Below are 24535 nucleotides of genomic sequence, written 5' to 3'. Positions count from 1 at the left end.
CGACGCCCGCCGGCCCTCGCCCGGAGGGATGGAGCCAGGCTGGCGCCCCGCGGCGTCACGGCCCTTGCACGATGTCCCGCATCGCCCTGCGGGCCCTTCCTTGCGGTGCATCCAGCCTGGCTTCATCGCGGCCTCGTCGGGGTTTTGTTAGGCACTCTTAGTCGCCGAAGAGGCGATCGATGTCTTCGTCGGTGATCTCCGAGAAGGGGCTCTCGAAGCGGCTGCCGCTGTCGGATTCCTTCTGGGCCCGCTGCTCGACCTGGTCGAAGATCTCCTGGAGTTCCTTGCTGGCCTTCTTCACCCGCAGCCGCACCAGAGCCAGGCTGGAGTTCTGGTCGAAGATCACCACCAGGATCCCGCGCTTGCCCACGATGGAAATGTGCAGGTTGTCCTTCTCCCCCTCGTGGAAGAGCAGGCTGAACTCCTTCTCGCCGATGAGCTTGGCCAGCCCGTCCGTGGCCGCCACGTTGCCGGCCGTGAGGGAGGCCAGGCTGGTGGCGTCGATGCTCTTCACGTCCCCGGCCGCGGCGATCTGCTGGCCGTTCTTGTCCACCAGGAAGACCACCTTGGCGGAGGCATCCTTCTCGAGGCGGCCGATGATCTCCTGGAGGAGCTTGTACTCCTCCTCGTACAACATGAGATCAAGCTTCGCCACGACCGCCTCCGGGGGGACTGATGGTTGGAGGATACCGCACTTTTCAGTAGGGTCCGGCGCCAGTGCCGCCCTGGACCACGGCCACGGACGCCGACAGACCCAGCCGGGTGGCGCCGGCGCGGACCATCTGGAGCGCCACGGGATAGGTCCGGATGCCGCCCGAGGCCTTCACGCCCAGGCCTGGGCCCACGGTCTGCCGCATGAGCGCCACGTCCGCCTCGGTGGCGCCGCCCGTGGAGAAACCGGTGGAGGTCTTCACGAAGTCGAGGCCTGCTTCCGCGGCCAATTCACAGGCCCGGACCTTCTCGGCCTCGTCCAGCAGGCAGGTCTCGAGGATCACCTTGAGGACGGCCGGGGCGGGCACCGCAGAGCGCAGGGCCTCGAGGTCCCGGTGGACGGTGGCCCAGTCGCCTGCCTTGGCCGCCCCGATGGCCAGTACCATGTCCACCTCCTGGGCCCCATCCGCCAGCGCCACCTCGGCTTCGAAGGCCTTGGCCCGGGTGGCGGAGGCCCCGAGGGGGAAGCCCACCACGGTGCAGGTGCGTACGGGACTGCCCTTGAGCAGCGAGGCCGCCAGGGGCACCCAGAGGGGATTCACGCAGACGGAGGCAAAGCCATGGGCCAGGGCCTCGCGGCAGAGGACCTCGATCTGGGCGCCGGTGGCATCGGCCTTGAGGAGGGTGTGATCGATCAACGGCGACAGGTCCCAGGGCCCCTCCGCAGGGGCGATTTGTGCGAAGGACCGGTGATGGAGGCCCTTGGCGTCCCGGAACAGGCCGAATCCCTCCACGCAACCCAGGAGCTGCGTGGTGCCCCCGCGGGGCGGGGCCGGCACCCGGGCCCGGATTTCAGCAGTGAGGTCGAGGAGGGGATCGATCATGGCTCCATCATGGCCTGCCCGCCGATCCCGGGAAAGGCGCCCACGAAAAAGCGGGCCGAAGCCCGCTTTTCCGATGCATCCGTGAGGACGATTACTTCTTGGCTTCAGCCTTCTTCTCATCCTTCTTGGGCTCAGCCTTCTTCTCGGCCTTCTTCTCTTCCTTCTTGGGCTCGGCCTTCTTCTCTTCGGCGGTCAGGGCCTTCTTGGCCTCGGCCTTCTTCTCAGCCTTCTTGCAGCACTCCTTCTGGCAGTCCTTGGGGCAGGCGGCCTTCTTCTCGGCCTTCTTCTCCTCGGCGGTCAGGGCCTTCTTGGCCTCTTCCTTCTTGGGCTCGGCCTTGGCCTTCTTCGCCTTCTTGGCCTTCTTCTCGGCCTTGGGGGCGGCTTCAGCCTTCTTCTCTTCGGCGGTCAGGGCCTTCTTGGCCTCTTCCTTCTTGGGCTCAGCCTTGGCCTTCTTCGCCTTCTTGGCCTTCTTCTCGGCCTTGGGGGCGGCTTCGGCCTTCTTCTCTTCGGCGGTCAGGGCCTTCTTGGCCTCTTCCTTCTTGGGCTCAGCCTTGGCCTTCTTCGCCTTCTTGGCCTTCTTCTCGGCCTTGGGGGCGGCTTCAGCCTTCTTCTCTTCGGCGGTCAGGGCCTTCTTGGCCTCTTCCTTCTTGGGCTCAGCCTTGGCCTTCTTCGCCTTCTTGGCCTTCTTCTCGGCCTTGGGGGCGGCTTCGGCCTTCTTCTCTTCGGCGGTCAGGGCCTTCTTGGCCTCTTCCTTCTTGGGCTCAGCCTTGGCCTTCTTCGCCTTCTTGGCCTTCTTCTCGGCCTTGGGGGCGGCTTCAGCCTTCTTCTCTTCGGCGGTCAGGGCCTTCTTGGCCTCTTCCTTCTTGGGCTCGGCCTTCTTCTCAGCCTTCTTCTCGGCCTTCTTCTCTTCCTTCTTGGGCTCGGCCTTCTTCTCCTCGGCGGTCAGGGCCTTCTTGGCCTCTTCCTTCTTGGGCTCGGCCTTCTTCTCAGCCTTCTTCTCGGCCTTCTTCTCTTCCTTCTTGGGCTCGGCCTTCTTCTCCTCGGCGGTCAGGGCCTTCTTGGCCTCTTCCTTCTTGGGCTCGGCCTTCTTCTCGGCCTTCTTGGTCTCAACCTTCTCGGTCTTCTTGGCTTCGGGCTTCTTGGCCTCTTCGGCGAAGACGGGGCTGATCAGAGCGGCGGCGACGAGCAGCGCAGCAAGCTTCTTCATGGGGGTGCTCCCTGGGGTGATCCGGCACGGCCGGAAGTGCATAACCCCAAGCAGGCTTTGGGCCAAATCATATGTAAAGCAAAACAACGACTTGGCTCAATTTGAAACCCTCAACATTCGTCGCATTCTGCAACCTGTAGCAGGGTGCGACGATTCCGACCCCGGAGGTCCACTACTCGCCGTCGTGGAACCCGTAGCGCTTGAGCTTGCGGTAGAGGGTGGTCCGGTCGACGCCCAGAATCTCCGCGATGCGCTGTTTTTCCTTGTGCCGGCCAATCAGAACCTGGATGTAGCGGCGCTCCAGCTCATCCAACGTGGGCCAGTCCTCGATCAGGGCCGGGATTCCCTCCCCCGACTCCGGCCTTCGGAGCGCCTTTTTCAGCACATCGGCCTGGATCTTGGCCGGCAGGTCGTCCACGGCGATCTCCAGACCCCGGCTGAGCTGGGTGAGGTTCTCGATGGCATTGCTCAGCTCCCGCACGTTCCCCGGCCAGGAATAGGCCTCCAGGACCCTGCGGGCCTCGGGATGCAGCTGGTAGGCGTGATCATCCTTGCGGCCGAACTCGGACAGGAAATGGTCGATCAGGGCCGGGATGTCCTCCCGCCGTTCCCGCAGTGCCGGCACCGCCAGTTCCACCACGCCGAGCCGGTAGTAGAGATCCTCCCGGAAGGTCCCGGCCTTGACCATGACCTGCAGGTCCCGGTTGGTGGCGGCGATGACCCGGGCGTCCACCTTGATGGTCTTGTTGCCGCCCACCCGGCGGATCTCCTGCTCCTGCAGGACCCGCAGCAGGCGCACCTGGAAGCTGGGGCTGGTCTCGCCGATCTCGTCCAGGAAGATGGTGCCGCCCGAGGCTTCCTCGAAGAGTCCGGGCTTCTCCCCGATGGCGCCGGTGAAGGAGCCCTTCACGTGGCCGAAGAGCTCGGATTCCAGGAGCGTCTCCGTGAGGGCCCCGCAGTTCACCGCCACGAAGGCCCGGTCCCGCCGGTCGCTGGAGAGATGGATGCTCCGCGCCACCAGCTCCTTGCCCGTGCCGCTCTCGCCCGTGATCAGGACTGTCGCCCGGCTGTTCTGCAGGCTCGCGATGGTCTTGTAGACCGCCATCATCTTCGGGCTCGAGCCGATCATCAGGCTCCGCTTCGCCTTGGGCGAGGCCCCCTGGGTGGCGCCTTGCCCACTGGACTGCCGCCGGGCGAGGGCCCGGCTCACCAGGGCCTTCAGCTCCTCGTTGTTCCAGGGCTTGCTCAGGAAGTCGAAGGCGCCTTCGCGCACCGCCTCGATGGCCGTCTCCAGGGTGCCGAATCCGGACAGCAGGATGGTGTCCACCCCCAGGGGCTTGGCCTCGCGCAGCAGGTCCAGCCCGTCCTTCTTGGCCTCGAGGTTGATGTCCGAGAGCAGCAGATCGAAGGCCTCCTTGTGCAGCAGCTCGATGGCCCGATCCGGGTGGGTGGCCTTCGCAACCTCCAGGCCCATGGTCCCCAGGAGTTCCTCCAGGAACTCGCAGGTCTCCTTGCTGTCATCCACCACGAGCACACGGGCCATGACCACCCCCACCCATGAAGGTATCCCAAAGTGCCCTGGCCCCGGAGGGGATGGCGGCGTATGCTCGGATTTCCAATCCACCGGAGAATTCCCATGCGAACCGTTGTGGCAGCTGTCTGCTCGGCCATCCTCTCCACGGCCTGCCTCCTGGCGGGTGACCTCACCATCACCAGCCAGGTCACCGGGAAGGGCGCCTTCGCCAAGGACGGCGTCCAGGTGCAGTACTTCAACGCGAGCCGGATGCGCCTCAACCATGCCGGGGCCCGGACCGACACCTTCATCGACTATGGCCAGGAGGTCATGTACACGATCGACCACGACAAGAAGGTCGTCACCAAGGTGACCTTCAAGGACCTGCAGGCCGCGATGCAGTCCCTGGAAGACCAGGCGGCCGGCATGCCTGAGATGGTGACGAAGATGATGTTCGGCGATGTCTCCGACGTGAAGGTCGAGCAGCTGGGCCCGGACACGGTCCTCGGCCATCCCTGCAAGAAGGTGCGGATCACCCTGGGCAAGATGGTTCAGGAGATGAGCGTGGATCCGTCTCTCCAGATGCCCATCAAGGACTACGCCAAGGCCATGTCCATGCTGAACCGGATGCCCGGCCAGGCCGGCCTGCTCTTCAAGCGGATCTACGAGGAGACCGCGCGTCTCAAGGGCGTCCCCCTCCGCACCCACGTCACCGGCCTCATGGGCATGGACGTCACCACCGTGGCCACGGCGATCTCCACCGCCGCCATCCCCGAATCCACCTGGGCCCTGCCCGCGGACTACACGCTGAAGGACGGTGGGAAGGAGATGAAGCGCGGCCTGAAGGACAAGGGCTGAAGGCGCTAGACTGGTCGGGGCCCTCGCGGGCCCCTTCCCTTGGATTCCCCATGAGCGCCCAACCCTCCTTCGACGATGGCCTGGACCGGCTGGAGGCCCTGGTGCAGCAGCTCGAATCCGGCAGCCTGGGCCTGGAAGAAGCCCTGACGCGCTTCGAAGAGGGCGTGCAGCTGAGCCAGGCCCTCCAGAAGCAGTTGGCCGAGGCCCAGCGCAGGGTGGAGGTGCTGAAGGCGGGTCTCGGAGGTGAGTACCGCGCCGAGCCCCTGGATGACGCCAAAGGGTCCCGATGAGTGAAGCCTCCACCCAGGTTCGCGCCGATCTCGACCGCCTGCTGCCTCTGCTTGACGCCGCCCTCACGACCCCGTTCCGCCAGGGCGAGGCCCTGCGGCTGGCCGAAGCGGTGCGCTACAGCCTCGAGGCCGGCGGCAAGCGCGTGCGGCCCGTGCTCTGCATGCTCGCTTGTGAAGCGGTGGGCGGCACCCCCGCCCAGGCCCTGCCCGGCGCCCTGGCGGTGGAGTATGTCCACACCTACTCGCTGATCCACGATGACCTCCCCGCCATGGACGACGACGACCTGCGGCGGGGCCGGCCCACCAATCACAAGGTGTTCGGCGAAGGGCACGCCATCCTCGCGGGCGACGCCCTCTTGACCGAGGCTTTCGGCGTGCTGGCCACCGCGGACCTGGACCCCGTCCGCCGCGCCGAGGCCCTGGGCCTGCTCGCGGAGGGCGCCGGCTGGAAGGGCATGGCCGGTGGCCAGGCCCTCGACTTGGAGGGTGAGAACATCGAGGCCTACGACCTGGACCACCTCCGCCTCATCCACCGCCTAAAAACCGGCGCCCTGCTGCGCGCCTCTCTGGAGATCGGCGCCGTCCTGGGCGGCGCGACCCCGGCCGGGCGCGCCGCCCTGCGGGCCTACGGCGAGACCATCGGCCTGGCCTTCCAGATCCAGGACGACATCCTCGACGCCACTGCCACCGATGCCGATCTGGGCAAGCGGGCCGGAAAGGATGCAGGCAGGGGTAAGATCACCTACCCTTCCCTGCTGGGCCTGGATGGTGCCCGCAACGCCCTGAGTGAAGCCACCGAGACCGCCCTATGTCATCTAGCCTCCCTACCCAACCGGAATTCCTTGGCAGCCTGGGCACGGTACCTGGCGCTGCGGGCCAGGTAGGCCGGGCCGTGCCGACCCCCAGCAGCCCCTACCCCCTGCTCGATTCCCTGGCCGCGCCCCAGCAGGTGCGGCACTTCACGCCGCCCCAGCTGGAGCAGCTGGCCGCGGAAGTCCGCGCCTTCCTCATCGCCTCCGTGTCGGAAACCGGCGGCCACTTCAGCTCGAACCTCGGCACCGTGGAATTGACGGTCGCCCTCTTCCACCACTTCGACTTCCTGCAGGACCGCATCGTCTGGGATGTGGGGCACCAAGCCTACCCCCACAAGATCCTCACGGGCCGCAAGGACCGCTTCCCCACCCTGCGCCAGCACCACGGCCTCTCGGGCTTCCTGAAGCGGGACGAGAGCCCCTACGACCACTTCGGCGCGGGCCACGCCAGCACCAGCATCTCCGCGGCACTGGGCATGGCCAAGGCCCGGGACCTGCAGAAGCAGGACCACACCTGCATCGCCGTCATCGGCGATGGCTCCATGACCGCCGGCATGGCCTTCGAGGCCCTGAACCAGGCCGGCTACCTGGAGACGAAGAACTTCCTGGTGATCCTCAACGACAACGACATGAGCATCAACCCCAACGTGGGGTCGCTGCAGGGCTACCTGAACCAGATCATGTCGGGCCAGTACTACCACCGCTGGCGCGACCGCATCGAGCACGCCATCAAGGCCATCCCGCTCGAGGGCCTCAGCAAGGGCGTGGCGAAGGCGGCCAAGTGGAGCGAGGAGAGCTTCAAGCGCCTCATGGTGCCGGGCCTGCTCTTCGAGGATCTGGGCTTCCGCTACCTGGGACCCGTCAACGGCCACGACGTGAACGCCACGTCGAAGGCCCTGGCCGAGGCCCGCGAGAAGATGAAGGACGGTCCCGTGCTCCTGCACGTGCAGACCAAGAAGGGCTATGGCTACGAGCCCGCCGTGCAGGATCCCCTCAAGTGGCATGGCGTCACCGCCTTCGACGCCGAGGCCGGGGAGATCATCAAGGTCACCACTGATCCGGCGAAGCCCGCTCCGCCCAGCTACACCAGCGTCTTCGGCAAGGCCCTGGTCGAGCTGGCGAAGACCGACGGGAAGATCGTCGGCATCACGGCGGCCATGCTGGACGGCACGGGCATGAACCTCTTCCAGAAGGCCTTTCCCGAGCGCTGCTTCGACGTGGGCATCGCCGAGCAGCACGCGGTCACCTTCGCCGCGGGCCTCGCGGCCCAGGGCATGCGGCCCGTGGCGGCCATCTACAGCACCTTCCTGCAGCGCGGCTTCGACCAGGTGGCCCACGACGTCTGCATCCAGGACCTGCCCGTGACCTTCGCCCTGGACCGGGCCGGCATCGTCGGCGCGGATGGCCCCACCCACCACGGCCTGTACGACCTGGCCTACCTCCGCTGCCTGCCGAACATCATCCTCATGGCCCCCAAGGACGAGAACGAGCTGCGGCGCATGCTCATGACCGCGCTCTACTGCGGCCACCCCGCGGCCATCCGCTACCCCCGCGGAAATGGCCTGGGCGTGGCACTCGAAGACCCCATCAGCGCCCTGCCCATCGGCAAGGGGGAGCTGCTGCGGGAGGGGGACGACCTGCTGCTGTGCGCCATCGGTGCCATGGTGGCCCCGGCCCTGGCCCTGGCCGAGACCCTGGCCGCGGAGGGACGGTCCTGCGCGGTCATCAACGCCCGCTTCGTGAAGCCGCTCGACGCGCCCCTCCTCCATGCCTGGGCCCAGCGCTGCCGGGGCGTGGTGACGCTCGAGGAGGGCTGCGCCCCCGGGGGCTTCAGCGGGGCGGTCGCGGAGTCCCTGGCGGACGCCGGGATCCTCCGCCCCCTGCTGCGCTGTGCCGTTCCTGACCACCTGGTCCACCACGGGGACCCCAAACGCCTCCTCGAAGACGAGGGCCTCAGCCCGAAGAAGCTGTTGGAACGGATTCAGGCCTTTTCCAGTCAAATCTAAGTAAAAACTTGCGAAGGCCCCAGGGATTTCCTATGGTTGGAATCAACCCACCCAGGTGATTGATCAACCCCGAGGATCTTCGTGAGGAATAGCTGCATCCGCTTATCCATCCTGAGCGCCATGATCGGCCTGTCCGTCCCGGCCCTGCGCGCCCAGTCCTGGGATGCCGCCACCCAGGCCCGCAGCTGGGCCAAGCAGGACAAGGACGACTCCTTCACCTTCTTCGACCCCGCCAGCCGGATGCTCTACACCTGGCTGCGCGACGGGGGCGTGCTCGGCAGCGTGCCCACGGGCAAGTCCGACGAGCCGCCCGAACGCTGGGTGATGGACCCCCGCAACAACGCCTGGATCGCCCGGGGCACCACGATCACCCAGATCGACAAGACGGGGCGCGTCATCCTCAACCTCAGGCTCCCCGCCGAAGTGGGCGATGTCTGCTGGGATGCCAAGGGTTTCGTGCTGTCCTTCAAGGCCCCGGAGCCGTACCTCGAGAAGCGCGACTTCAAGGGGGGCCTGATGTGGTCCTTCGGCGCCAAGCCCAGCAAGGGCGATGGTCCCGCGCCCCAGAACCGCCGCCCGGTCGTCCTGGATGATTCGGGCAATGTGCTGATGGCCGACGGGAATGCCCTGAACCTCGCCATCCTGGAAGGCGCCACCGGCAGGAAGCTCGGGGAGACCAACCTCCTGCTGGGCCCGGGCCAGGCCGCGCCCGCCCTCGAGGGCTACGTGGTGGAGCGCGGTCCCCTGGCGATCTGGCCCGGCAAGGGCGTGGTCTTCGCCGCGGTCCGGGCCTCCCAGATCCCCACCTCCCTGCGCGCCCAGCTCCAGGGCCTGGCCCTCGCGCGCCTCGACTTCGCCCAGTCCCGCCTGGAATTCCTCCCCACGGGACTGGATGAGTCCCACATCCTGGTGGGCCTCCTGGATTCCGATGCCGTCTTCGTCAACCCCAGGGGCGGGTTGATGCTGGTGAAGGTGAAGTAGGCCGCGTCAGCCCGCCAGGCTCAGCACCCGCTCCCGATCCAGGAAGGGGATCGTCCGCCAGGTGTTCGTGGGGACGGGATTCAGCGTGGGACGGCCCAGGACATGCTCGAGGAGGAGGTTCCGCTGGGAGGCCGGCGTGATCAGGTCGGGCGCGCCCGTGAACCGGATGGCGTCCATGTAGCCTCCACCTCCGCGCAGGCGGTAGGTGGAGAGCGCCAGGGTGAAGACCTGGTCCGGCTTCACGGGCTGGCCCTGGTAGCTGAGGTTCCGCACGCGGCTGCCCACGGGCTTGCCGAGGTCCAGCGCATAGCTCACGCCGTCCACCATGTCGTAGTTGTAGAAGGGGACCTCGCGGTTGTACAGCTCCGGCTGCCAGCTCAAGACGTAGTGCCGTGCCCCGTGCTCCAGGTAGCGCTTCAGCTGATCGCCCGTGATGCGGATCCGCGCGACCTGGCTTTCGAAGGGCGCCAGGGCGTAGAACTGGCGCACGCTCGTCGGTCCCTTGGGGATGAAGAGCCTCGGCCCGGGGCTCGCCGCCGCCGACAGCTGGGCGCCCGTCGCCTGCCGTTGCACTTGGTGGATGAGCTGCATGAGCGGCGTATCCTCCATCCGCGACCAGCGGCTGTCGAGGTCCACCAGCAGGTTGGTGGCGGCCGTGTCGAGGTAGCGGTCCGTGGCGGCGCGAAGTTCCGCCGTCAGGCTGAGAACGTCCGGATCGGTGGGCGTCTGGTCATCGGGTTTCATGATCCGGCCGGCGCTCGCCACCACCCGCCAGCGGCCCTTCTCCTGCCGCAGGTCCAGGTCCACCACCGCCAGGGCGCGGCCGAAGCAGCCTGCCTGGACGATGGGTACACCCTTGTGCCCAGTCTGGAGCGCCTGGTGGGTGTGGCCCGTGAAGATGGCGTCCAGACCCGGCACCTGATCTGCCAGCCGGAGCGCGGCGTTCTCGTCGCCCTCCGCTCCCTGCAGCGCGCCCAGCCCGGAGTGCATCAGGACGATGACCACGTCGGCCTTCTCCTTGTCGCGCAGGTAGGGGACCAGACGCCGTGCCGTGGCGACGATGTCCTGGAAGGCCAGGCCGGCGAAATTGGCAGGCTCGGTCATGGCCGGCACCCCGGGCGTGGTGAAGCCCACCAGGGCCACCCGAACGCCCGCCACCGTCACCAGGGCATGGGACTGGAAGCCCGGCCGCCCCTTGGCGTCCACGGTGTTGGCGGACAGGAAGGGGAACTTCGCCTGCTTCTCCACCTCGCGGAGGACGGGAAGACCGAAATCGTAGTCGTGGTTCCCCACCGCCATGGCGGAGAACCCCAGGGCGTTCATGATGGCCACGCTGGGTTCGGGCAGGTCGCGGCGGAGCGCGTTCCGCACGTAGTTGACCGGCTCGCCCTGGATCGTGTCGCCGCAGTCCACCAGGATCGTGTTGGGGTTCAGCGCCTGCTGGCGCCGGATCAGAGTTGTGACCTTTGCCCATCCTTGGTTCGCCGCCTGCAGGCTGAAGGTGTCCTCGGCCAGCACGTGGCCGTGCATGTCGGTGGTCCCAAGAATCTGAATCCGGGCCTCTTGAGCCTGGAGGCCCAAGGTGATCAGCAGGATCCAGAACCAATGACGCATGCGCGCTCCACGGTGACTCCGGCAACCCAGGGTTGGATGGGGCCGACTTCAAGGGTAAACTTTCCCCTCACCCAAGGATGCCCCCTCTTTCGGAGCCCCCCATGCAAGAAGTCCAGATCAAGGCCCCCAAGCACGAATTTACGCTGCTTTGCGACGACATCCGCCAGGAGATGGGCGGCAAGACATCGCTGATGGGCCTGTACGACCACCACATCGTGGTGCCCCAGGTGCCCTTCACCCTGCCCAAGGTGTGCTTCTACACCCGCTTCTCCCGCATGGACGGCCAGTTCAAGTTCGGCTTCTCCATCGTGAGCCCCACCGGCGACCGCAAGGACGTGATTCGCGACAGCGACGTGCAGATCCCCGATGGCGCCAAGGAAGGCACCTTCAACGTCATCGCCAGCCCCTTCGAAGTGGGCAGCGAGGGCGTCTACGAAGTGATCATCGCCCTCACCAAGGGCGGCGACCGCTTTGAATATGTCTACAAGTTCGCCATCTCCGACGCCAGCCGCCTCCAGGCCGAGTACGAGAAGGCCATGGCCGAGGCCGGCCAGGCGGGCAACTAACTTTTAGGACTGAGTCCTCAATCCTGAGTGCGGCGCCCCGTCGGGGCGCCGTTGCTTTTAGACTGAAGCCTGAGGACTGAGGACTCCAAATGAGCGATCGCTACGCCAAGCAGCGCATTTTTCTCGGCCGCGAAGCCGATGATGCGCTGCGCGCCAAGCGGGTGGCGGTCCTCGGCCTGGGCGCCACGGGCTCGGTCATCGCGCCCTGGCTGGCGCGGGCCGGCGTGGGGCATCTCACCCTCATCGACCGGGACCTGGTGGAGGCCTCCAACCTCCAGCGGCAGCTCCTCTACGGCGAATCGGATCTGGGGCGGCCCAAGGCCGAGGTGGCGGCCGAGCGGTTGGCCGAGGCCAACTCCAGCATCGACCTGAGGCCCGTGGTGGCCGACCTCACCAGCGGCAACGCCCGCGAGCTGCTGTCGGGTTTCGACCTCATCTGCGATGGCACCGACAACTTCGAGGCCCGCTTCCTCATCAACGACGTGGCCCTCCTCACGGGCACCCCCTGGATTTACGCCGGGGCCATCGGCGGCGAGGGGGTCGTGTGGCCCCTGAACCCGCCCCACACGCCCTGCCTGCGGTGCCTCATCGAGGAGCCTCCGACCGGCGGCGACGTGGATACCTGCGACAGCGCCGGCGTGCTGGGCCCCACCGTGGGCGTCATCGGCAGCTGGGCGGCCCTGGAGGCCATGAAGGTCCTCGCGGGGAAAGCGCCCCACGCCGACCTGGCCCGCTTCGACTTCTGGCATGACGAGCGGCAGTTCCTGACGCCCCCGAAGACCCGCTGCCGCTTCTGCACGGACAAGGTCACCGAGTTCCTGGATGCGCGCTGGAGCCTGAGGGCCAGCGCCCTCTGCGGTCTGGAGGGCGTGCAGATCCGCGTGAACCCGCCCGGCAAGCTCGACCTCGAAGCCCTGAAGGGCCGTCTGGAGACCCGCACCCGCAGCCCCTGGAAGCAGGCGGGCCTGATGCTCAAGGGCCGCGATGGCGCCGACGAGATCACCCTCTTCGCCGACGGCCGCGCCCTCGTCCACGGCCCCATGACCCCCGAGCGGGCGCGCAGCTGGTACACCGAGGTGGTGGGGTGCTGAAAGTCCTCCTAGCCTCCCGCAACGCCGGCAAGCTGCGCGAGTTCGCGGAGCTGCTTCCTGATCTGCAGTTCGTGCCCTGGCCTGTGGACGCCCCAGAGCTTCCGGAGACTGGCGCCTTTTTTCAGGACAACGCCCTGCAGAAGGCCGAGGGGGCCCGGGCCTGGTGGCTCGAACACGGCACCGAGCCCGTGGACGGTGTGCTGGCCGATGATTCGGGCCTCTGCGTGGATGCCCTCTGGGGCGGGCCCGGCGTGCTGAGCGCCCGCTTCGCCCCGGACCTGCCCGCCTACCGCGACAGGAACCGCCGCCTGCTGGCCATGCTGCCCGAGGGCGCGGCGCGCAGGGCCCGGTTCGTGTGCGTGCTGGCCTTCACGGGGATGCAGGGCGGGCCCTTCACCGTCAGCGGCAGCGTGGAGGGCAGCCTGGCCTTCGAGCCCCGCGGCGAGGGTGGCTTCGGCTACGACCCCATCTTCCTCCCGGAAGGCCACGACCGGACCTTCGGCGAGCTGCCCAGCGACCTCAAGCATGGCCTCAGCCACCGGGCCCGGGCCTGCGCCGCCCTCCGGAACCAGCTGGCGGCCATGAAGTGATATGAAGCCTTCTCATTCAACGGATGGGGGAGTAATCTTTCCCTGGGCGAGGTAAAGACAACCCGTGGGTTATCATTAAACCAGCCATGGGGGTTCTTCCCGACGCTCCTTGGGGAGTAGGGCATGGCTGAAGGTCGGCGCCGCGTTGTTATCGTGGAGGATCAGACCCTCATGCGGGAGGGCCTGCGCATGCTGCTTTCGACGCAGGCGCACCTGGAGATCGTGGGCGAGGGCGTGGATGGGCGGGAGGCGGTCCACCTCGCCGGGCAGCTGCGGCCCGAGCTCATGGTGCTGTCGCTCTCCCTGCCCGGCTTCGAGGGCCCGGATTCGCTCATGGCCGTGCGGCGGGTCAGTCCCGGGACGCGGATCCTGGCCCTGGCCGTCGACCGCGCCGAGGAATCCATTTGCTCGGCCCTCCAGGCCGGGGCCTGCGGCTACGTGATGAAGGATTCTTCAGGAGAGGAGCTGTTCCAGGCCATCGAAAGCGTCCTGGCCGGCGAGAAGTACCTGTCCCCGGCCATCGCCACCACCGTGGTGGCGCACTTCCTGGGGGACCGGAAGCTGCGGCCCGTCCATGCGGCCACCGGAGACCTCTCGGACCGGGAACGCGAGGTCCTGAAGCTGGTCGCCGAGGGCCACCGCTCGAAGGCCATCGCCGAGTTCCTCGGCATCAGCCCCAAGACCGTGGAGAAGCACCGGGCGAGCCTCATGAAGAAGCTCGATCTGCACACGATCCAGGCCCTGACGGCCCTGGCCATCAAGAAGGGCCTGGTGGCGCAAGGCCACCGTCCCGGCCTCGAGGCGGGTTCCCTCGGATGCCCCGATCCCATGGCCACCCTGTCGGGGTAGGATCGACCTCTCCCCTCCGTCCAAACCGCTGGAAGTCCACAGGAGCAAGGTCATGTCCAAGGCACTGGTCGCGTCGTTCCTCGGGATGGTGCTCGTGGCGCCCATCGTCGCTGCGGCCCCCGCTCCCGGCCCGGGCACCTTCGTCTCCCTGCCTCAACCCGGCCGCAAGGTGCCCCTGGGCAAGGACCACTACTTCACCTACGGCTTCACCCAGCAGCCCAAGCTGGGGACGGCGATCATGCGGGTGGAGATCTTCACCCTGGATGGGAAGCGGGACACGACCTTCGCCATCCAGGGCGATGCGGACATGCCCTCCATGCGGGGGGCCCACAGCAGCGGCCCGAAGGCCTTCGTCCTCTCAAACAAGGGGGTCTACCTGCTGCCCGTGCAGCTGGTGATGCCCGGGGACTGGGAGATCCGGTTCTCCTTCCTGAAAAACAACCAGGCGGTCCTCCGCGGCCTCTACCTGTTCGATCTCTAGGGGACGCCCCATGCACCGCCAGCCCGGCCTCCCGTCGAAGCGCCTCCTGCTGCTCCTCCCCATGGCGCTCGTGGCAGCCCCCCTGCCCGCGGCCGTCAGCTGCGAGCTGAACAACCCCGCCGCCGACGTGCCCCGGCTCTTCCCGGAGTCCACCAGCTTCAAGACCATCGCCTTCTCCTTCTCGAGCCGGGGCGGCGAACCCGTATTCAAGCGGGTCGTGGGAAGGCTCGGCGGCGTGCCCGCGCTCTACGCGCCCCTCGACGTGCCCTATGTCCTCTACGAGATCTACAAGGGCAAGGAGAAGATCGGCTACATCCACGGCGTGAACCAGAAGGGGCAGTTCGGGGTGCTGGAGGTCTTCGTGTCCCTGGATCTCGAGGGCCGCATCAAGGCCTTCTACCTGCAGCGGGTGGCCGGTTCCTGGGCGAACAAGTTCACCGCCCGCAAGTTCGGCACCCAGTTCGTGGGCATGACCCTCAAGGATTTCGCGGCCTTCGACTTCATTGCCGGCAAGGGCAGCGGCCGCCTGGCCGCCGTCGTCAACCCGGTGCCCGAGGCCCTCACCGACTTCCTGGGCGTCCTGCGGGCCCTGAACAAGAACCTCATCCTGATGGACGAGTTCTTCTACGCCGTCGAGAAGCAGAAGCCATGATTAGCAAGTTCCAGATCGCCTCCAAGAACCTGCTGCGCAAGAAGACCCGCACCGGCCTCACCCTGGTGGGCATCATCCTCTCGTCCTGGGTGCTCGTGAGCCTGCTGGGGTTCAACCGCGGCTATGAGAAGGCGCTGAACCGCGACATCGACAACATGGGCTACCAGATCATGGTCATGGCCAAGGGCTGCCCCTACGAGGCCGCCACCATGATGCTGCAGGGCGGGGCCGGGCTCCGCTACATCGAAGAGAGCGTGGTGAAGTCCATCGAATCCAGACCGGAGGTGGACAAGGTGACGCCCATCCTCATGCAGGCCTTCTTCGATCCCAACAAGGGAGACGGCGGCGGCATCGCGGGCTACTTCGGCGTGGACCTCGCCACCTTCCCGGCCATGAAGCCCTTCCTGCGCTTCCACAAGGGCGGCTGGTTCGCCGATGCCAACGCCGCCGAGGCGGTCATGGGCTACGAGGCGGCGGAGCTGGAGCAGCGCGAAGTGGGGGACCTGATCCTGGTCCCCCAGAAGAACGTGCAGCTCAAGGTCGTGGGGATTCTCCAGCGCACCGGCACCCAGGACGACGGCACCATCTTCGTGCCCCTGCGCACCCTGCAGAAGATCTCCGGCCTCGACAAGATCACCACCATCGGCATCAAGGCCAGGAAGGACGCGGATCTCACCGGCCTGGAGGCCTCGCTGTACCAGCTGCCGGACATGCAGGTGGTGAGCTTCAGCCAGGTGAAGCAGACCATCATGAAGCTCATCGCCACGGCGCGGGTGATGGTGCTCTCCATCGCCGTCATCGCCCTGCTCATCGCCATGGTGGGCGTGGTGAACACCGTGCTCATGTCGGTGCTGGAGCGCAAGCACGAGATCGGCATCCTGAAGACCATGGGCGCCATGCCCGGCGACATCTTCCGCCTGGTCTGGACCGAGACCCTCATCCTCTGCGCCTGCGGCGGGGTCCTGGGCATCGGGCTGGCGCTCGCCTTCGCCCGGCTCTCGGACCTCCTGGTCCGCCGGGCCCTGCCCTACGCGCCGGGCGGGGAGCTGGTGGCCATCGACCTCCGGCTGTCGCTCCTCACCCTGCTGACCATCGTGGCCGTGGGTCTGCTCAGTGGCATGTATCCGGCCTGGAAGGCGGGCCGCATCCGGCCCCTGGATTCGATCCGGGGTGAAGCATGAGCGCCGGAAGCGGCATCGCGCTGGAAGCCCGGGGGCTCACACGGATCTACGGCCGCGGCAGCGAGGAGGTGCGCGCCCTGGACGGCGTGTCCCTGCAGATCCGCCAGGGTGAGTTCGTGTCCTTCATGGGGCCCTCCGGCTCCGGGAAGACCACCCTCGTGAACCTGCTGGGCTGCCTGGAGAACCCCACCTCGGGCGAGCTGGATCTGGCGGGCCGGCGCATCTTCGGCAACGGCGACGTCCTCGGGGAACGCGATCTCACGCGGATCCGCCGCGAGATCTTCGGCTACATCTTCCAGAACTTCTACCTGATCCCCACCCTCACGGTGCGGGAGAACGTGGCCCTGCCCCTGGCCTTCTACCGCAAGCCGGGCGTGGAGGGGGAAGTGGAACACCTGCTGGGCATGCTGGGCATGGAGCACCGGATGAACCACCTGCCAGGGCAGATCTCCGGCGGCGAGATGCAGCGGGTGGCCATCGCCCGGGCCCTGGTGAACCGGCCCGGGATCCTGCTGGCCGACGAGCCCACGGGCAACCTGGACACCACGCGCACCGGCGAGATCGGCGAGATCCTCCAGCAGCTGAACCGCACCACGGGGCTGACCATCCTCATGGTCACCCACAACCCCGACCTGGCCCGGCTCGGCAGTCGCCACATCGAGATGCGCGACGGCCGGGCCTGCGAGGCGTGAAGCGGACGAATGCCCGCGACGGAATCCGGAGGCGGAGGCGTGGCCCTCTCCGGTAGGGTGAAGGAATGACCTGGAAGCGGGGACCCCGTATCTGGTTCAGTCCCCTCCAATGACGCGGTCATTGATATCAATTCGGAACCGGAAGCCCTCGATTTCGCCGGGTGAACTGAATTTCCTGGGTAGACCTGCGGGAGTGGGCTCCCGGGTTACTTGGCCACCGACGGGATCAAGATCCCACCATTCCAGTTCTGGGTAGGTCGAGACACTCATCCTTCGCCCCTCCGCCAGGGAGGCATTCTTTGCGAGGGTTCCGCGGTCATGGACATTTCGGATGGGTTCGACCTGCTTTTCGAAGTCTCGCCCATGCAGGACGGCCTGCTCTGAACGCGCAGCGATGAGGAAATGCCCATTCTTTCTGGGTTGGATGCCCAGAATCCCCATTTCCAGCCCCCTCCCAAAGGGTCGATCGAGATAGCTTTCATCAATGCCCGGGTATAGGCGGACCAATCGCAGGCTTGGACTCTGTTTTCGTGTTTCCACAATCCAAATCCACCCTAGTTTCCCATCGGCCATCAGGATGGCGTCTTCAGATCGTGCGACAAGATAGCCAAAACCCGTGGAGAGCGCCGCACATCCTGGGTGGACCTCCCAGGCACCCAGGCGATCTCGCTGAAATAGAGGCTTCTTCAGGTTCGGATCAAGTATGTCCTTAATGGATAGTTTCTGATCCTTCGAGAGTGTGGCCGTGGCAAGGAAGGAGTGCTGTCTCCCTTGATGGAAGCCGTGCAACGATTCCACCAGGAATAGGCCCGTATCCAGTGGCATGATGCGGCACGGCACACTATCTTTGGGTGCATCGAGAACTGCAGAGAGAAACCACTGGGACCCTGAAGGACTCCAGAAAACATCCAGGATTCGTCCCCCATCGCCCCGTTCCCGCTTTGCAGTGGCCCAGTACACTCCGTCAAAACAATCCAGACTGTCGGGAAGCAAGTAATCGGGAACCTTGTGGATCACCTTCCCGCCCTTGCCAGGCCCCTGGAAGGTGTATTCGGCCCTGTCCCATTCCTGGTAGACCACACCGTCTTTGTGCCAATACATGATTTGCTGGGGCCTTGGCATGATTTGCCCCAGCAGGGCGACTGGCGCCAGAATCGTCACGACTGCGAGTGCCTGGATACGCCTCCACAAAATCATCGGACGCTCAGCAGTCTGATTTTTGTTGGATTTTCTTGGCTTGTGCCGGCGAGACATTTTCACAATTCCAGATTCCACCGCCGGAACTCGTGCAAACCGTGCAGAAGGACGAACTCACACAGTTTACCGTCACGCACTCCGCTGGGAGGTTTGCGGGGGCCAACCCCAGTGCAGACGCTGCAAGAAAACGAAAAACCCTCTTCATGATTTTCTCCTTTGGCTGAGATTCGGAAAAATTCTTTCACACACACACATGGGTAGGTCAATACGTTTCGAAAAATCACCCAAATTTCACCCGTGTGTGCTCGCGAGGATAAGGTAAGAACCATGACTTGGAAGCGCGAACCCCGTACCTGGCTGGCCATCGCCGGCCTGCTGCTGCTGTGGGCTTCGGCCTTCGCGGGCATCCGGGCGGGCATGCGGCTCAGCCCGGCGGGCGCCGTGGGCCCCGATGGCTACGGCCCCGGCGAGCTGGCCCTGCTGCGCTTCGGGACGGCCTCCACGGTGCTGGCCCTGTACGCCCTGGCCAAGCGGATGCGGCTGCCGGAGCGCTCGGAGCTGCCGCTGATCGGCCTCACGGGCTTCCTGGGCATCAGCGTCTACCACGTGGCCCTGAACTTCGGCGAGATGACGGTGCAGGCCGGTGCCGCTTCGTTGCTCATCTCCGCGGCCCCGGTGTTCACCGCGCTGCTGTCCGTGGCCGTGCTGAAGGAGCGCCTGACCAGGCTCGGCTGGCTGGGCATCCTGCTGGCCTTCGCCGGCGTCGCGCTCATCGCCCTCAGCGGCGGCCGGGGCCTGCACTTCACGCCCGGGGCCCTGCTCATCCTGCTGGCGGCCACGGTGGCAGCCGTCTACTCGATCCTGTCCAAGAAGCTGCTGCGCCGCCACGCCGCCCTGGAGTTCACCTGCTACTCCATCTGGGCGGGCACTCTGCCCTTGCTGGTCTTCCTGCCGGGCCTGCTCCGCCGCCTGCCCGTGGCCGCGCCCCCGGCGACCTTCGCCGTGATCTACCTCGGCATCTTCCCGGCGGCCATCGCCTACGTGCTGTGGAACTACGCCCTGGCCCGGATGCCCGCCTCGCTGCTGTCGAGCTTCCTATATCTGTCGCCGGTGCTCGCCAGCCTCATCGCCTGGGTGTGGCTGGGCGAGCTCCCCGCCCTGCTCACCCTCGTGGGCGGCGCCATCGCCATCCTCGGCGTGATCCTGGTGCAGACGAAGGGCTATGCCAGGGCCGAGGGCTAGGCCTTCTCCTCGCTCCGCGTGAGCAGGCCGATGAAGGTCAGGGGTTCTTCCGAATCGTTGATGAGGCCGTGGCTGCCGCCCGCCTTCACCAGGAAGAGGTCGCCGGGCCCCACGGGGAAGCGCTCGCCATCCAGGAGGCCGGTGCCCCGGCCCTCCACGATCAGGTAGAGGTCCTCGGTATTGGGGTGGGCGTGCTCGCCGATGCTGGCGCCTGGCTCCAGCGTGATGCGGCCCAGGCTGAGCACGCCCGCCATGTCGCCCAGCTTCAGCAGGCTCACATCGAGGGCCCGGCCCTTGCCGCCGCGGATGTTCGCCTTGGCTTCCGCCGGCAGGTCGCTCAGCCTCCGGATCATGGGTGGCCTCCCAGGAAGATCCGGGGATCCACCCGGGCGTTGTTGAGGCTCAGCGACCAGTGCAGGTGCGGCCCCGTGGCGCGGCCCGTCTTGCCCACCTCGCCCACCACGTCGCCGGCCTGGAGCACCTGGCCCTCCTTCACCGTGATCTTCGACAGGTGGCAGAGCAGGCTCACCACCCCCTCGCCGTGGGCGATGAACACGGCGTTGCCGCTGTAGAAGAAGTCGCCCGTGAGCACCACCCGGCCCGGCGCCGGGGCTCGTACCGCCTGGCCCTGGGGAGACCGGATGTCCAGGCCCGAGTGGGGCGAGCGGGGCACGCCGTTGAAGATGCGGCGCATGCCGAAGGAGGCGGTGAGGGCCCCCGGCGTGGGCTGGCGGAAGCTCAGCGAAGGAATCAGCGCCTCCGGCCAGGCCTTCCAGACCGGCGCCATCAGCACCTGCTCCCTGGCGATGCGGGCCTCGTCCTCGGCGTTGGGCGTCACCTTCCGTTGATCCTCCACATGCACCCTCTGTTCGGGGTAGTGCTTCGCCTTGATGGCAAAGGGCACCCCACGACCATCCACTTCGAGGGCCTGCTCACCCGGCTTGGCGCTCAGGGGAATGCCCACCACCGCCACCCAGCCCTGGCTGCTGCGCCGGGTGATCACGGGCTCGCCGCGGTAGGTCACCGCGGGCGCCGTGGCCTTGGCAGGCAGGGCGACGACCGCCACCCCACCGGGCACGGGCGAGGGCTTGAAGGGGAGGCTCTGCGGCTCGGCGCCGTGGCCGGGCGACCCCGCCAGCGCGGCGAGCGACAGGACCAGCGTGCCGAGGCGCAACCTCACAGGCTGTCCCGCACGTGCTCGGCCATTTCCTGGACGACGTCACTGGGCGTGGCGAAATTGCTTTTGGCGTTCTTCTTGTGGGTGAAGAAGGCGATGACGGAGCCGTCCGCCACCCGGAGGATCCGGATGGAGACGCCCGCCCGGTCCACGCGGAAGGTCATGGGGGCCACATCGTAGAAATCGATCACTTCGCCGTTGATGACGTACTTGAAGCCCTTCTCCTTGGCCAGGGCCACGGCCGCGTCATCGGACAGCGGCGCCTTGGGGCCCACGGGCCGGGACAGGGGCACCGCGCGGAACTTGGCCGACTGGGAGAAGACCTTGGCGAACACATTCGCCGCCAGGTTGCCCGAGCCCGTGCAGTCCTCCTGATCCGGGATCAGGCAGTCCTGGAAGAGGATCACCCCAAGCTCCGACCCCGCCGGCAGCTCGCCCCGCCGCGTCACCTCCGGCATGCGCATGCATGAGACAAGAAGCAGCGGAGCCAGGAACAGGAAGTTTGAGATGCGCAAGGTGATGTCTCCAGTTAGGGAATGCCTAGATGTACAGCCTATCCGCATCGCTTAAGGTGCGCTAACCAGCCCTGCCTGTACCGAGGCTCCGAGCGAACCCGAGTAAGCAAGGAGACAAGAAAGGGCGGTAGGCAATGCAGGCTGGGGCCGAGTTGAGCAGAGGGTCAGACCGCAGCGGCGCATCCAATGATCAGCCGCCGTATTTTGAGAAACTGCGAGAGGTAATCATCACCCGGGTTGTTGTCCTCCAACGAATCCAACCTACGGCCTTGGGATCCCAATGAACCAAGAGGCCGCTGCCAGCAGTTACGTCCCCGCCGGCCGGCACACCTACCTCCCAAGTGGGATTCGTTGATAGTGAGACTTTAAGCCATTCACCCTTTCTCTGGAGGACTTTGATAAAGGCGCATTCGATTCGTATGGGCTCCCGAACGACATTTGTGTATTTAGGATTTGAAATTGGCCTTTCAGAAAGCGAAGTGGTTTTCCACTTGCATTTCCCCAGCAGGGTAATAGGGATGTGCTGGGATGGAGCGTCCTCAGATGGAGATTCATGTATTTGGGAAAGACGTGGATCTACTTGAAGCACCAAACCTTCGAAGCTCCAACCATTGGTTTTGGCGTTGGGTGAGTAGTGCCGAATTTCGTCAAACCATTCCTCGATTGGCGTGAATCGAATGTCGGGCCTCTCTTTGTAGGGTCGCAAGTCGAACCAACAAAACCGGCCTTTGTACTTCAATAGAAGCCAGGGGCCCTTCTTTTCGTAGACAGCGATCATTCCAGCGTCGCCTGATTCAGCACCCGCTCCTGGGAAAGGGAAGATATCTAATCCCGAAGAGTCCATTGATTCGACTTCAACGGATTTTCCACGACCAAGCTGAAGCACTGTTTTGACGTCGTAGCCGAATAGCCAGCCGATACATGGTTTTTGAAGGTCCCTTGGAACAGAAGGGGGGCCGTCTTGTCTCGAGACCAAATCAATAATGGAGGGTTCGCCATACGGAGCCTTGGCACGGATCGGGAATGCAGCAATGACGACAAGGCTCAAGGTGAGAATCCACATTGGTTTCCTCAGGTTTTGTCGACTCATCGCTCTATACCTAACGAGGAAGCAAGGCGGCCACGCCTGCTCCGAGATGATGAGTAGGCCTGGATAGCGAAATGATGAGGGAGAACGAAAGGCAATGCAGGCGGGGTGAAACTTGAGCGAAGCGTTAGGTCGCCGTCAGTATTCATTTTTCATTTCTGATTGACGCCTAAGATCTTCCACCTGATAGAACCAATATTCGATAATTTCGGCCACCTCCTCAAGAATACTACCGAAGACTTCGACATTGATAATGCTGGCATCCTGAAGGAAGAGCGCTCCATTACGATCCTCGGGGAAGCGAAACACCTCTCCGCTTGGATCAAATTCCAAATAGTCCTTGAGAACCTTATCTAAAAATGGAATCAGCTTTCTGTCTTCGTCGAATACATCCTGATCGAGTTGAAGCATGTCGCGAACAATCGCCCAATTATCCGCGAGTCTATGAGTGAGCTTGATTTGGCCTTCGGTTTTGTGGAGTGTCGACAGATCTCTCGCCAGCCCCTTCAGAGATAGTTCGATAGCATGACGAAGTAAAAATGTTAAGGGATATACAAGCGTATCAACATACGAGTAGTCCTGCCGAAGGCTTTCAAGAAGCCGTTTCCCGGCAAGAAAGTAACCGTGCGCATAGTCTCGGAAGTCGTAGGGACCGCCATTCGTACCGACACAGGCGTTTAGGTGGTAATTCGAGCCAACCGAGAAGAGATCGTTCGTCTTGTAGTCACGACTCATGGTTAATCCTCGGTGAGCGGCCTAACCAGGTTTATCCATCCCACCCGCAGATGGAATCGCTTCGGTTGCCGTGGCCTGCGCATTCTCTGGAATGGGTCCTTCCCCCAGCGCCGCTTCGCTGAACCCGACCTCCCGCATCTTCACGGCGTCCTGGTAGGCGGCGAGGATGGCGGTGCGGATGCGGAGGTACGAGGTCTCGGTGACCTTGGTGTTGAAGGTGAGGGTGGCCACCAGGTAGTCGCGGCCATCGGGCATGGTCTGGGGGGTGCTCACCTGCACCTGGGGCGCCATGATGGTGCCGGAGCTGCCCTCCCGCAGGCGGATGGACACGGCCTCGCACCAGGCCTGCAGCTGGGGCGTGAGGGCCAGCCCCTGCTCCGGCGAGGCCACCATCACGCGGCCGTACAGCGTGAAGAAGAGGCGCAGCTGGGGCGGGTCGAAGGAATGGTTCAGGTAGCCCGACATGCTGGCGATCTGCTGGAAGTCCTTCAGCAGGGCCTGCAGCTTGGGGCTGGGCGCGGCGACGGCCATCAGCGCACCGCGCCGTAGCCGTACCGGGCCACCAGCAGGTCCAGCCGCTGGCGGGCCTCCGGCGTGACGGCCTCGGGCGCGGTGAACAGCGCCGTCCTCAGGGCCTCGCCGCAGGCGCAGGACCGCGGCGCGCCCGAGAGCTGGGGCACCACCTGGCGCAGCAGCCGCTGGGCCTTGTCCACGTTGGCGTGCATGACCTCCAGCACCGAGGCGGCGTCAACGCCCTCCTCCTCCTCGCGCCAGGCATCGTAGTCCGTCACCAGGGCGATGCAGGCGTAGCAGAGCTCCGCTTCGCGGGCGAGGCGGGCCTCGGTCACCTGGGTCATGCCGATGAGGTCCGCGCCCCAGCCCTGGTGGAGTCTGCTTTCGGCGCGGGTGGAGAAGGCCGGGCCCTCCATGCACACATAGAGCGCGTCGCCTTCGATGGGCAGGTCCAGGGCGCGGCCCGAGGTGAGCAGGGCCTCCGTGACGTGGGCGCAGGTGGGCTCGGCGAAGCTCACGTGGGCCACCATCCCTTCGCCGAAATAGGTGTCCTTGCGGTGCTTCGTCTTGTCGATGAACTGGCTCACCAGGCGCAGCTCACCCGGCTTGTGGCGGGCCTGCAGGCTGCCCACGGCGGATACGCAGATCAGCCGCTCGACGCCCACGGACTTGAGGGCCCAGAGGTTGGCCCGGTAGTTCACCTCGCTGGGCGTGAAGCGGTGGCCCTCGCCATGGCGCGCCAGGAAGGCCACGGGGGCGCCATCCAGCGTGCCCAGATGCACGGGGCCCGAGGGCTCGCCGAAGGGTGTCTTCACCTCCTGCGCCCGGTCGAGGGCCAGGCCCTCCATCCGGTAGAGGCCACTGCCGCCGATGATGCCGATGGGTGCGTTCATGCTTCCCATTCTACTTGCGCCGGGCGCACTGGCCGTGCTTCTCTGGTGGTCCTGACAATTCAGTGTTGGATGTTCGGGAAGCAGGTGAGATTCCTGCACTGCCCCGCAACGGTAAGCACCACGGCCCCCCATTTCCGGGATCAGGGGCGTGAGACCTCAAGCTCAGACCACTGGGAATCGTCCTGGGAAGGTCTGAGGGGAGCCGAAAAGCCCCTGTCGCGTGCGAGTCCGGAGACCGGTCCTGCACCTCACCCCCCG

Annotated in this window: 27 protein-coding genes and 1 riboswitch; of the genes, 14 read left to right on the top strand and 13 right to left on the bottom strand. The window is 65.7% G+C overall.

Annotated elements, in window-relative coordinates; all coding sequences use genetic code 11:
• Nucleotides 1-157 precede the first annotated feature (157 nt).
• From QOZ81_RS02295 to QOZ81_RS02280, 4 genes are all read right to left on the bottom strand, one after another.
• Nucleotides 158-655, bottom strand: a complete 498-nt coding sequence (locus QOZ81_RS02295) for a roadblock/LC7 domain-containing protein (protein WP_291202203.1) — start codon at nucleotides 653-655, stop codon at nucleotides 158-160.
• A gap of 43 nt (nucleotides 656-698) precedes the next feature.
• A complete protein-coding gene (deoC, locus tag QOZ81_RS02290) occupies nucleotides 699-1535 on the bottom strand; it encodes a deoxyribose-phosphate aldolase (protein WP_291202206.1) in 837 nt (278 codons plus the stop codon).
• A gap of 91 nt (nucleotides 1536-1626) precedes the next feature.
• Entirely contained in the window at nucleotides 1627-2742 is a 1116-nt protein-coding gene (locus tag QOZ81_RS02285) for a hypothetical protein (RefSeq protein WP_300715333.1), read from the bottom strand.
• 172 nt (nucleotides 2743-2914) lie between these two features.
• Nucleotides 2915-4285 carry a sigma-54-dependent transcriptional regulator gene (locus QOZ81_RS02280; protein ID WP_291202211.1) on the bottom strand — a complete coding sequence of 457 codons (1371 nt, stop codon included), beginning with the start codon at nucleotides 4283-4285 and terminating at the stop codon, nucleotides 2915-2917.
• Between the two features lie 93 nt (nucleotides 4286-4378).
• Here QOZ81_RS02280 and QOZ81_RS02275 point away from each other — a divergent pair, with 93 nt between their 5' ends.
• From QOZ81_RS02275 to QOZ81_RS02255, 5 genes are all read left to right on the top strand, one after another.
• Nucleotides 4379-5113, top strand: a complete 735-nt coding sequence (locus tag QOZ81_RS02275; RefSeq protein ID WP_291202214.1) for a DUF4412 domain-containing protein — start codon at nucleotides 4379-4381, stop codon at nucleotides 5111-5113.
• A 50-nt stretch (nucleotides 5114-5163) separates the two neighbouring features.
• Nucleotides 5164-5403 carry an exodeoxyribonuclease VII small subunit gene (gene xseB, locus QOZ81_RS02270; protein ID WP_291202217.1) on the top strand — a complete coding sequence of 80 codons (240 nt, stop codon included), beginning with the start codon at nucleotides 5164-5166 and terminating at the stop codon, nucleotides 5401-5403.
• Nucleotides 5400-6287: a polyprenyl synthetase family protein gene (locus QOZ81_RS02265; protein WP_291202220.1), complete on the top strand. Its 888-nt coding sequence runs from the start codon at nucleotides 5400-5402 to the stop codon at nucleotides 6285-6287. The genes xseB and QOZ81_RS02265 overlap by 4 nt, the downstream gene beginning before the upstream one ends.
• 8 nt (nucleotides 6288-6295) lie before the next feature.
• Nucleotides 6296-8221: a 1-deoxy-D-xylulose-5-phosphate synthase gene (gene dxs / locus QOZ81_RS02260; protein WP_291202222.1), complete on the top strand. Its 1926-nt coding sequence runs from the start codon at nucleotides 6296-6298 to the stop codon at nucleotides 8219-8221.
• A 120-nt stretch (nucleotides 8222-8341) separates the two neighbouring features.
• On the top strand, nucleotides 8342-9202 hold the full coding sequence (locus QOZ81_RS02255; protein WP_291202224.1) for a hypothetical protein: 861 nt from the start codon (nucleotides 8342-8344) through the stop codon (nucleotides 9200-9202).
• Nucleotides 9203-9208: 6 nt separating this feature from the next.
• Here the strand turns inward: QOZ81_RS02255 and QOZ81_RS02250 are convergent, their stop codons facing one another.
• Complete coding sequence (locus QOZ81_RS02250; protein ID WP_291202227.1) at nucleotides 9209-10816, bottom strand: bifunctional metallophosphatase/5'-nucleotidase; 1608 nt, start codon at nucleotides 10814-10816, stop codon at nucleotides 9209-9211.
• Nucleotides 10817-10917: 101 nt separating this feature from the next.
• Here QOZ81_RS02250 and QOZ81_RS02245 point away from each other — a divergent pair, with 101 nt between their 5' ends.
• The 8 genes from QOZ81_RS02245 to QOZ81_RS02210 all read left to right on the top strand — a co-directional run bounded on the left by QOZ81_RS02245 (nucleotide 10918) and on the right by QOZ81_RS02210 (nucleotide 16918).
• Complete coding sequence (locus QOZ81_RS02245) at nucleotides 10918-11382, top strand: DUF6941 family protein (protein WP_291202230.1); 465 nt, start codon at nucleotides 10918-10920, stop codon at nucleotides 11380-11382.
• 89 nt (nucleotides 11383-11471) lie between these two features.
• Nucleotides 11472-12473, top strand: coding sequence for a ThiF family adenylyltransferase (locus tag QOZ81_RS02240; protein WP_291202233.1), 1002 nt, complete (start codon nucleotides 11472-11474; stop codon nucleotides 12471-12473).
• Nucleotides 12467-13063, top strand: a complete 597-nt coding sequence (locus tag QOZ81_RS02235; RefSeq protein WP_291202236.1) for a non-canonical purine NTP pyrophosphatase — start codon at nucleotides 12467-12469, stop codon at nucleotides 13061-13063. Before QOZ81_RS02240 ends, QOZ81_RS02235 begins: the two co-directional genes overlap by 7 nt.
• A gap of 123 nt (nucleotides 13064-13186) precedes the next feature.
• The gene (locus QOZ81_RS02230; protein WP_291202239.1) at nucleotides 13187-13912 is read left to right on the top strand and encodes a response regulator; all 726 of its coding nucleotides are present in this window, start codon (nucleotides 13187-13189) and stop codon (nucleotides 13910-13912) included.
• A 52-nt stretch (nucleotides 13913-13964) separates the two neighbouring features.
• Nucleotides 13965-14393, top strand: a complete 429-nt coding sequence (locus QOZ81_RS02225; RefSeq protein ID WP_291202242.1) for a hypothetical protein — start codon at nucleotides 13965-13967, stop codon at nucleotides 14391-14393.
• Between the two features lie 10 nt (nucleotides 14394-14403).
• Nucleotides 14404-15045, top strand: coding sequence for a hypothetical protein (locus tag QOZ81_RS02220; RefSeq protein WP_291202245.1), 642 nt, complete (start codon nucleotides 14404-14406; stop codon nucleotides 15043-15045).
• Nucleotides 15042-16226 carry an ABC transporter permease gene (locus QOZ81_RS02215; protein WP_291202248.1) on the top strand — a complete coding sequence of 395 codons (1185 nt, stop codon included), beginning with the start codon at nucleotides 15042-15044 and terminating at the stop codon, nucleotides 16224-16226. Before QOZ81_RS02220 ends, QOZ81_RS02215 begins: the two co-directional genes overlap by 4 nt.
• A complete protein-coding gene (locus QOZ81_RS02210; RefSeq protein WP_291202251.1) occupies nucleotides 16223-16918 on the top strand; it encodes an ABC transporter ATP-binding protein in 696 nt (231 codons plus the stop codon). Before QOZ81_RS02215 ends, QOZ81_RS02210 begins: the two co-directional genes overlap by 4 nt.
• Before the next feature lie 96 nt (nucleotides 16919-17014).
• Here QOZ81_RS02210 and QOZ81_RS02205 read toward each other — a convergent pair whose 3' ends face one another.
• Entirely contained in the window at nucleotides 17015-18172 is a 1158-nt protein-coding gene (locus QOZ81_RS02205) for a hypothetical protein (protein WP_291202254.1), read from the bottom strand.
• Between the two features lie 270 nt (nucleotides 18173-18442).
• Here QOZ81_RS02205 and QOZ81_RS02200 point away from each other — a divergent pair, with 270 nt between their 5' ends.
• Nucleotides 18443-19357 carry a DMT family transporter gene (locus tag QOZ81_RS02200; protein WP_291202257.1) on the top strand — a complete coding sequence of 305 codons (915 nt, stop codon included), beginning with the start codon at nucleotides 18443-18445 and terminating at the stop codon, nucleotides 19355-19357.
• Here the strand turns inward: QOZ81_RS02200 and QOZ81_RS02195 are convergent.
• From QOZ81_RS02195 to mtnP, 7 genes are all read right to left on the bottom strand, one after another.
• The gene (locus QOZ81_RS02195; protein ID WP_291202262.1) at nucleotides 19354-19710 is read right to left on the bottom strand and encodes a cupin domain-containing protein; all 357 of its coding nucleotides are present in this window, start codon (nucleotides 19708-19710) and stop codon (nucleotides 19354-19356) included. The genes QOZ81_RS02200 and QOZ81_RS02195 overlap by 4 nt on opposite strands.
• On the bottom strand, nucleotides 19707-20537 hold the full coding sequence (locus tag QOZ81_RS02190; RefSeq protein WP_291202264.1) for a M23 family metallopeptidase: 831 nt from the start codon (nucleotides 20535-20537) through the stop codon (nucleotides 19707-19709). Before QOZ81_RS02190 ends, QOZ81_RS02195 begins: the two co-directional genes overlap by 4 nt.
• On the bottom strand, nucleotides 20534-21049 hold the full coding sequence (locus tag QOZ81_RS02185) for a hypothetical protein (protein ID WP_291202267.1): 516 nt from the start codon (nucleotides 21047-21049) through the stop codon (nucleotides 20534-20536). Before QOZ81_RS02185 ends, QOZ81_RS02190 begins: the two co-directional genes overlap by 4 nt.
• Nucleotides 21050-21239: 190 nt before the next feature.
• On the bottom strand, nucleotides 21240-22097 hold the full coding sequence (locus QOZ81_RS02180; RefSeq protein WP_291202270.1) for a hypothetical protein: 858 nt from the start codon (nucleotides 22095-22097) through the stop codon (nucleotides 21240-21242).
• A gap of 177 nt (nucleotides 22098-22274) precedes the next feature.
• Complete coding sequence (locus QOZ81_RS02175; protein ID WP_291202273.1) at nucleotides 22275-22871, bottom strand: hypothetical protein; 597 nt, start codon at nucleotides 22869-22871, stop codon at nucleotides 22275-22277.
• Between the two features lie 21 nt (nucleotides 22872-22892).
• Nucleotides 22893-23402, bottom strand: a complete 510-nt coding sequence (locus QOZ81_RS02170) for a hypothetical protein (protein WP_291202276.1) — start codon at nucleotides 23400-23402, stop codon at nucleotides 22893-22895.
• Nucleotides 23402-24277 carry an S-methyl-5'-thioadenosine phosphorylase gene (mtnP, locus tag QOZ81_RS02165; protein WP_291202279.1) on the bottom strand — a complete coding sequence of 292 codons (876 nt, stop codon included), beginning with the start codon at nucleotides 24275-24277 and terminating at the stop codon, nucleotides 23402-23404. Before mtnP ends, QOZ81_RS02170 begins: the two co-directional genes overlap by 1 nt.
• A 33-nt stretch (nucleotides 24278-24310) precedes the next feature.
• A riboswitch (cobalamin riboswitch) is annotated at nucleotides 24311-24535 on the top strand.

The organism is Geothrix sp. (genome assembly GCF_030219325.1).
Taxonomy (GTDB): domain Bacteria; phylum Acidobacteriota; class Holophagae; order Holophagales; family Holophagaceae; genus Geothrix.
This window is presented reverse-complemented; position numbering and strand designations above follow the sequence as displayed.

Excerpts from the sequence above, each read along its gene's own strand:
- QOZ81_RS02200 (WP_291202257.1), top strand. The coding sequence starts at position 18,443 with ATGACTTGGAAGCGCGAACCCCGTACCTGGCTGGCCATCGCCGGCCTG.
- QOZ81_RS02225 (WP_291202242.1), top strand. The coding sequence starts at position 13,965 with ATGTCCAAGGCACTGGTCGCGTCGTTCCTCGGGATGGTGCTCGTGGCG.
- QOZ81_RS02275 (WP_291202214.1), top strand. The coding sequence starts at position 4,379 with ATGCGAACCGTTGTGGCAGCTGTCTGCTCGGCCATCCTCTCCACGGCC.
- QOZ81_RS02255 (WP_291202224.1), top strand. The coding sequence starts at position 8,342 with ATGATCGGCCTGTCCGTCCCGGCCCTGCGCGCCCAGTCCTGGGATGCC.
- QOZ81_RS02205 (WP_291202254.1), bottom strand. The coding sequence starts at position 18,172 with ATGTCTCGCCGGCACAAGCCAAGAAAATCCAACAAAAATCAGACTGCT.
- QOZ81_RS02210 (WP_291202251.1), top strand. The coding sequence starts at position 16,223 with ATGAGCGCCGGAAGCGGCATCGCGCTGGAAGCCCGGGGGCTCACACGG.
- QOZ81_RS02175 (WP_291202273.1), bottom strand. The coding sequence starts at position 22,871 with ATGAGTCGTGACTACAAGACGAACGATCTCTTCTCGGTTGGCTCGAAT.
- QOZ81_RS02285 (WP_300715333.1), bottom strand. The coding sequence starts at position 2,742 with ATGAAGAAGCTTGCTGCGCTGCTCGTCGCCGCCGCTCTGATCAGCCCC.
- QOZ81_RS02280 (WP_291202211.1), bottom strand. The coding sequence starts at position 4,285 with ATGGCCCGTGTGCTCGTGGTGGATGACAGCAAGGAGACCTGCGAGTTC.
- QOZ81_RS02230 (WP_291202239.1), top strand. The coding sequence starts at position 13,187 with ATGGCTGAAGGTCGGCGCCGCGTTGTTATCGTGGAGGATCAGACCCTC.
- QOZ81_RS02220 (WP_291202245.1), top strand. The coding sequence starts at position 14,404 with ATGCACCGCCAGCCCGGCCTCCCGTCGAAGCGCCTCCTGCTGCTCCTC.
- QOZ81_RS02170 (WP_291202276.1), bottom strand. The coding sequence starts at position 23,402 with ATGGCCGTCGCCGCGCCCAGCCCCAAGCTGCAGGCCCTGCTGAAGGAC.
- QOZ81_RS02265 (WP_291202220.1), top strand. The coding sequence starts at position 5,400 with ATGAGTGAAGCCTCCACCCAGGTTCGCGCCGATCTCGACCGCCTGCTG.
- xseB (WP_291202217.1), top strand. The coding sequence starts at position 5,164 with ATGAGCGCCCAACCCTCCTTCGACGATGGCCTGGACCGGCTGGAGGCC.
- QOZ81_RS02215 (WP_291202248.1), top strand. The coding sequence starts at position 15,042 with ATGATTAGCAAGTTCCAGATCGCCTCCAAGAACCTGCTGCGCAAGAAG.
- deoC (WP_291202206.1), bottom strand. The coding sequence starts at position 1,535 with ATGATCGATCCCCTCCTCGACCTCACTGCTGAAATCCGGGCCCGGGTG.
- QOZ81_RS02195 (WP_291202262.1), bottom strand. The coding sequence starts at position 19,710 with ATGATCCGGAGGCTGAGCGACCTGCCGGCGGAAGCCAAGGCGAACATC.
- QOZ81_RS02245 (WP_291202230.1), top strand. The coding sequence starts at position 10,918 with ATGCAAGAAGTCCAGATCAAGGCCCCCAAGCACGAATTTACGCTGCTT.
- QOZ81_RS02250 (WP_291202227.1), bottom strand. The coding sequence starts at position 10,816 with ATGCGTCATTGGTTCTGGATCCTGCTGATCACCTTGGGCCTCCAGGCT.
- QOZ81_RS02240 (WP_291202233.1), top strand. The coding sequence starts at position 11,472 with ATGAGCGATCGCTACGCCAAGCAGCGCATTTTTCTCGGCCGCGAAGCC.
- mtnP (WP_291202279.1), bottom strand. The coding sequence starts at position 24,277 with ATGAACGCACCCATCGGCATCATCGGCGGCAGTGGCCTCTACCGGATG.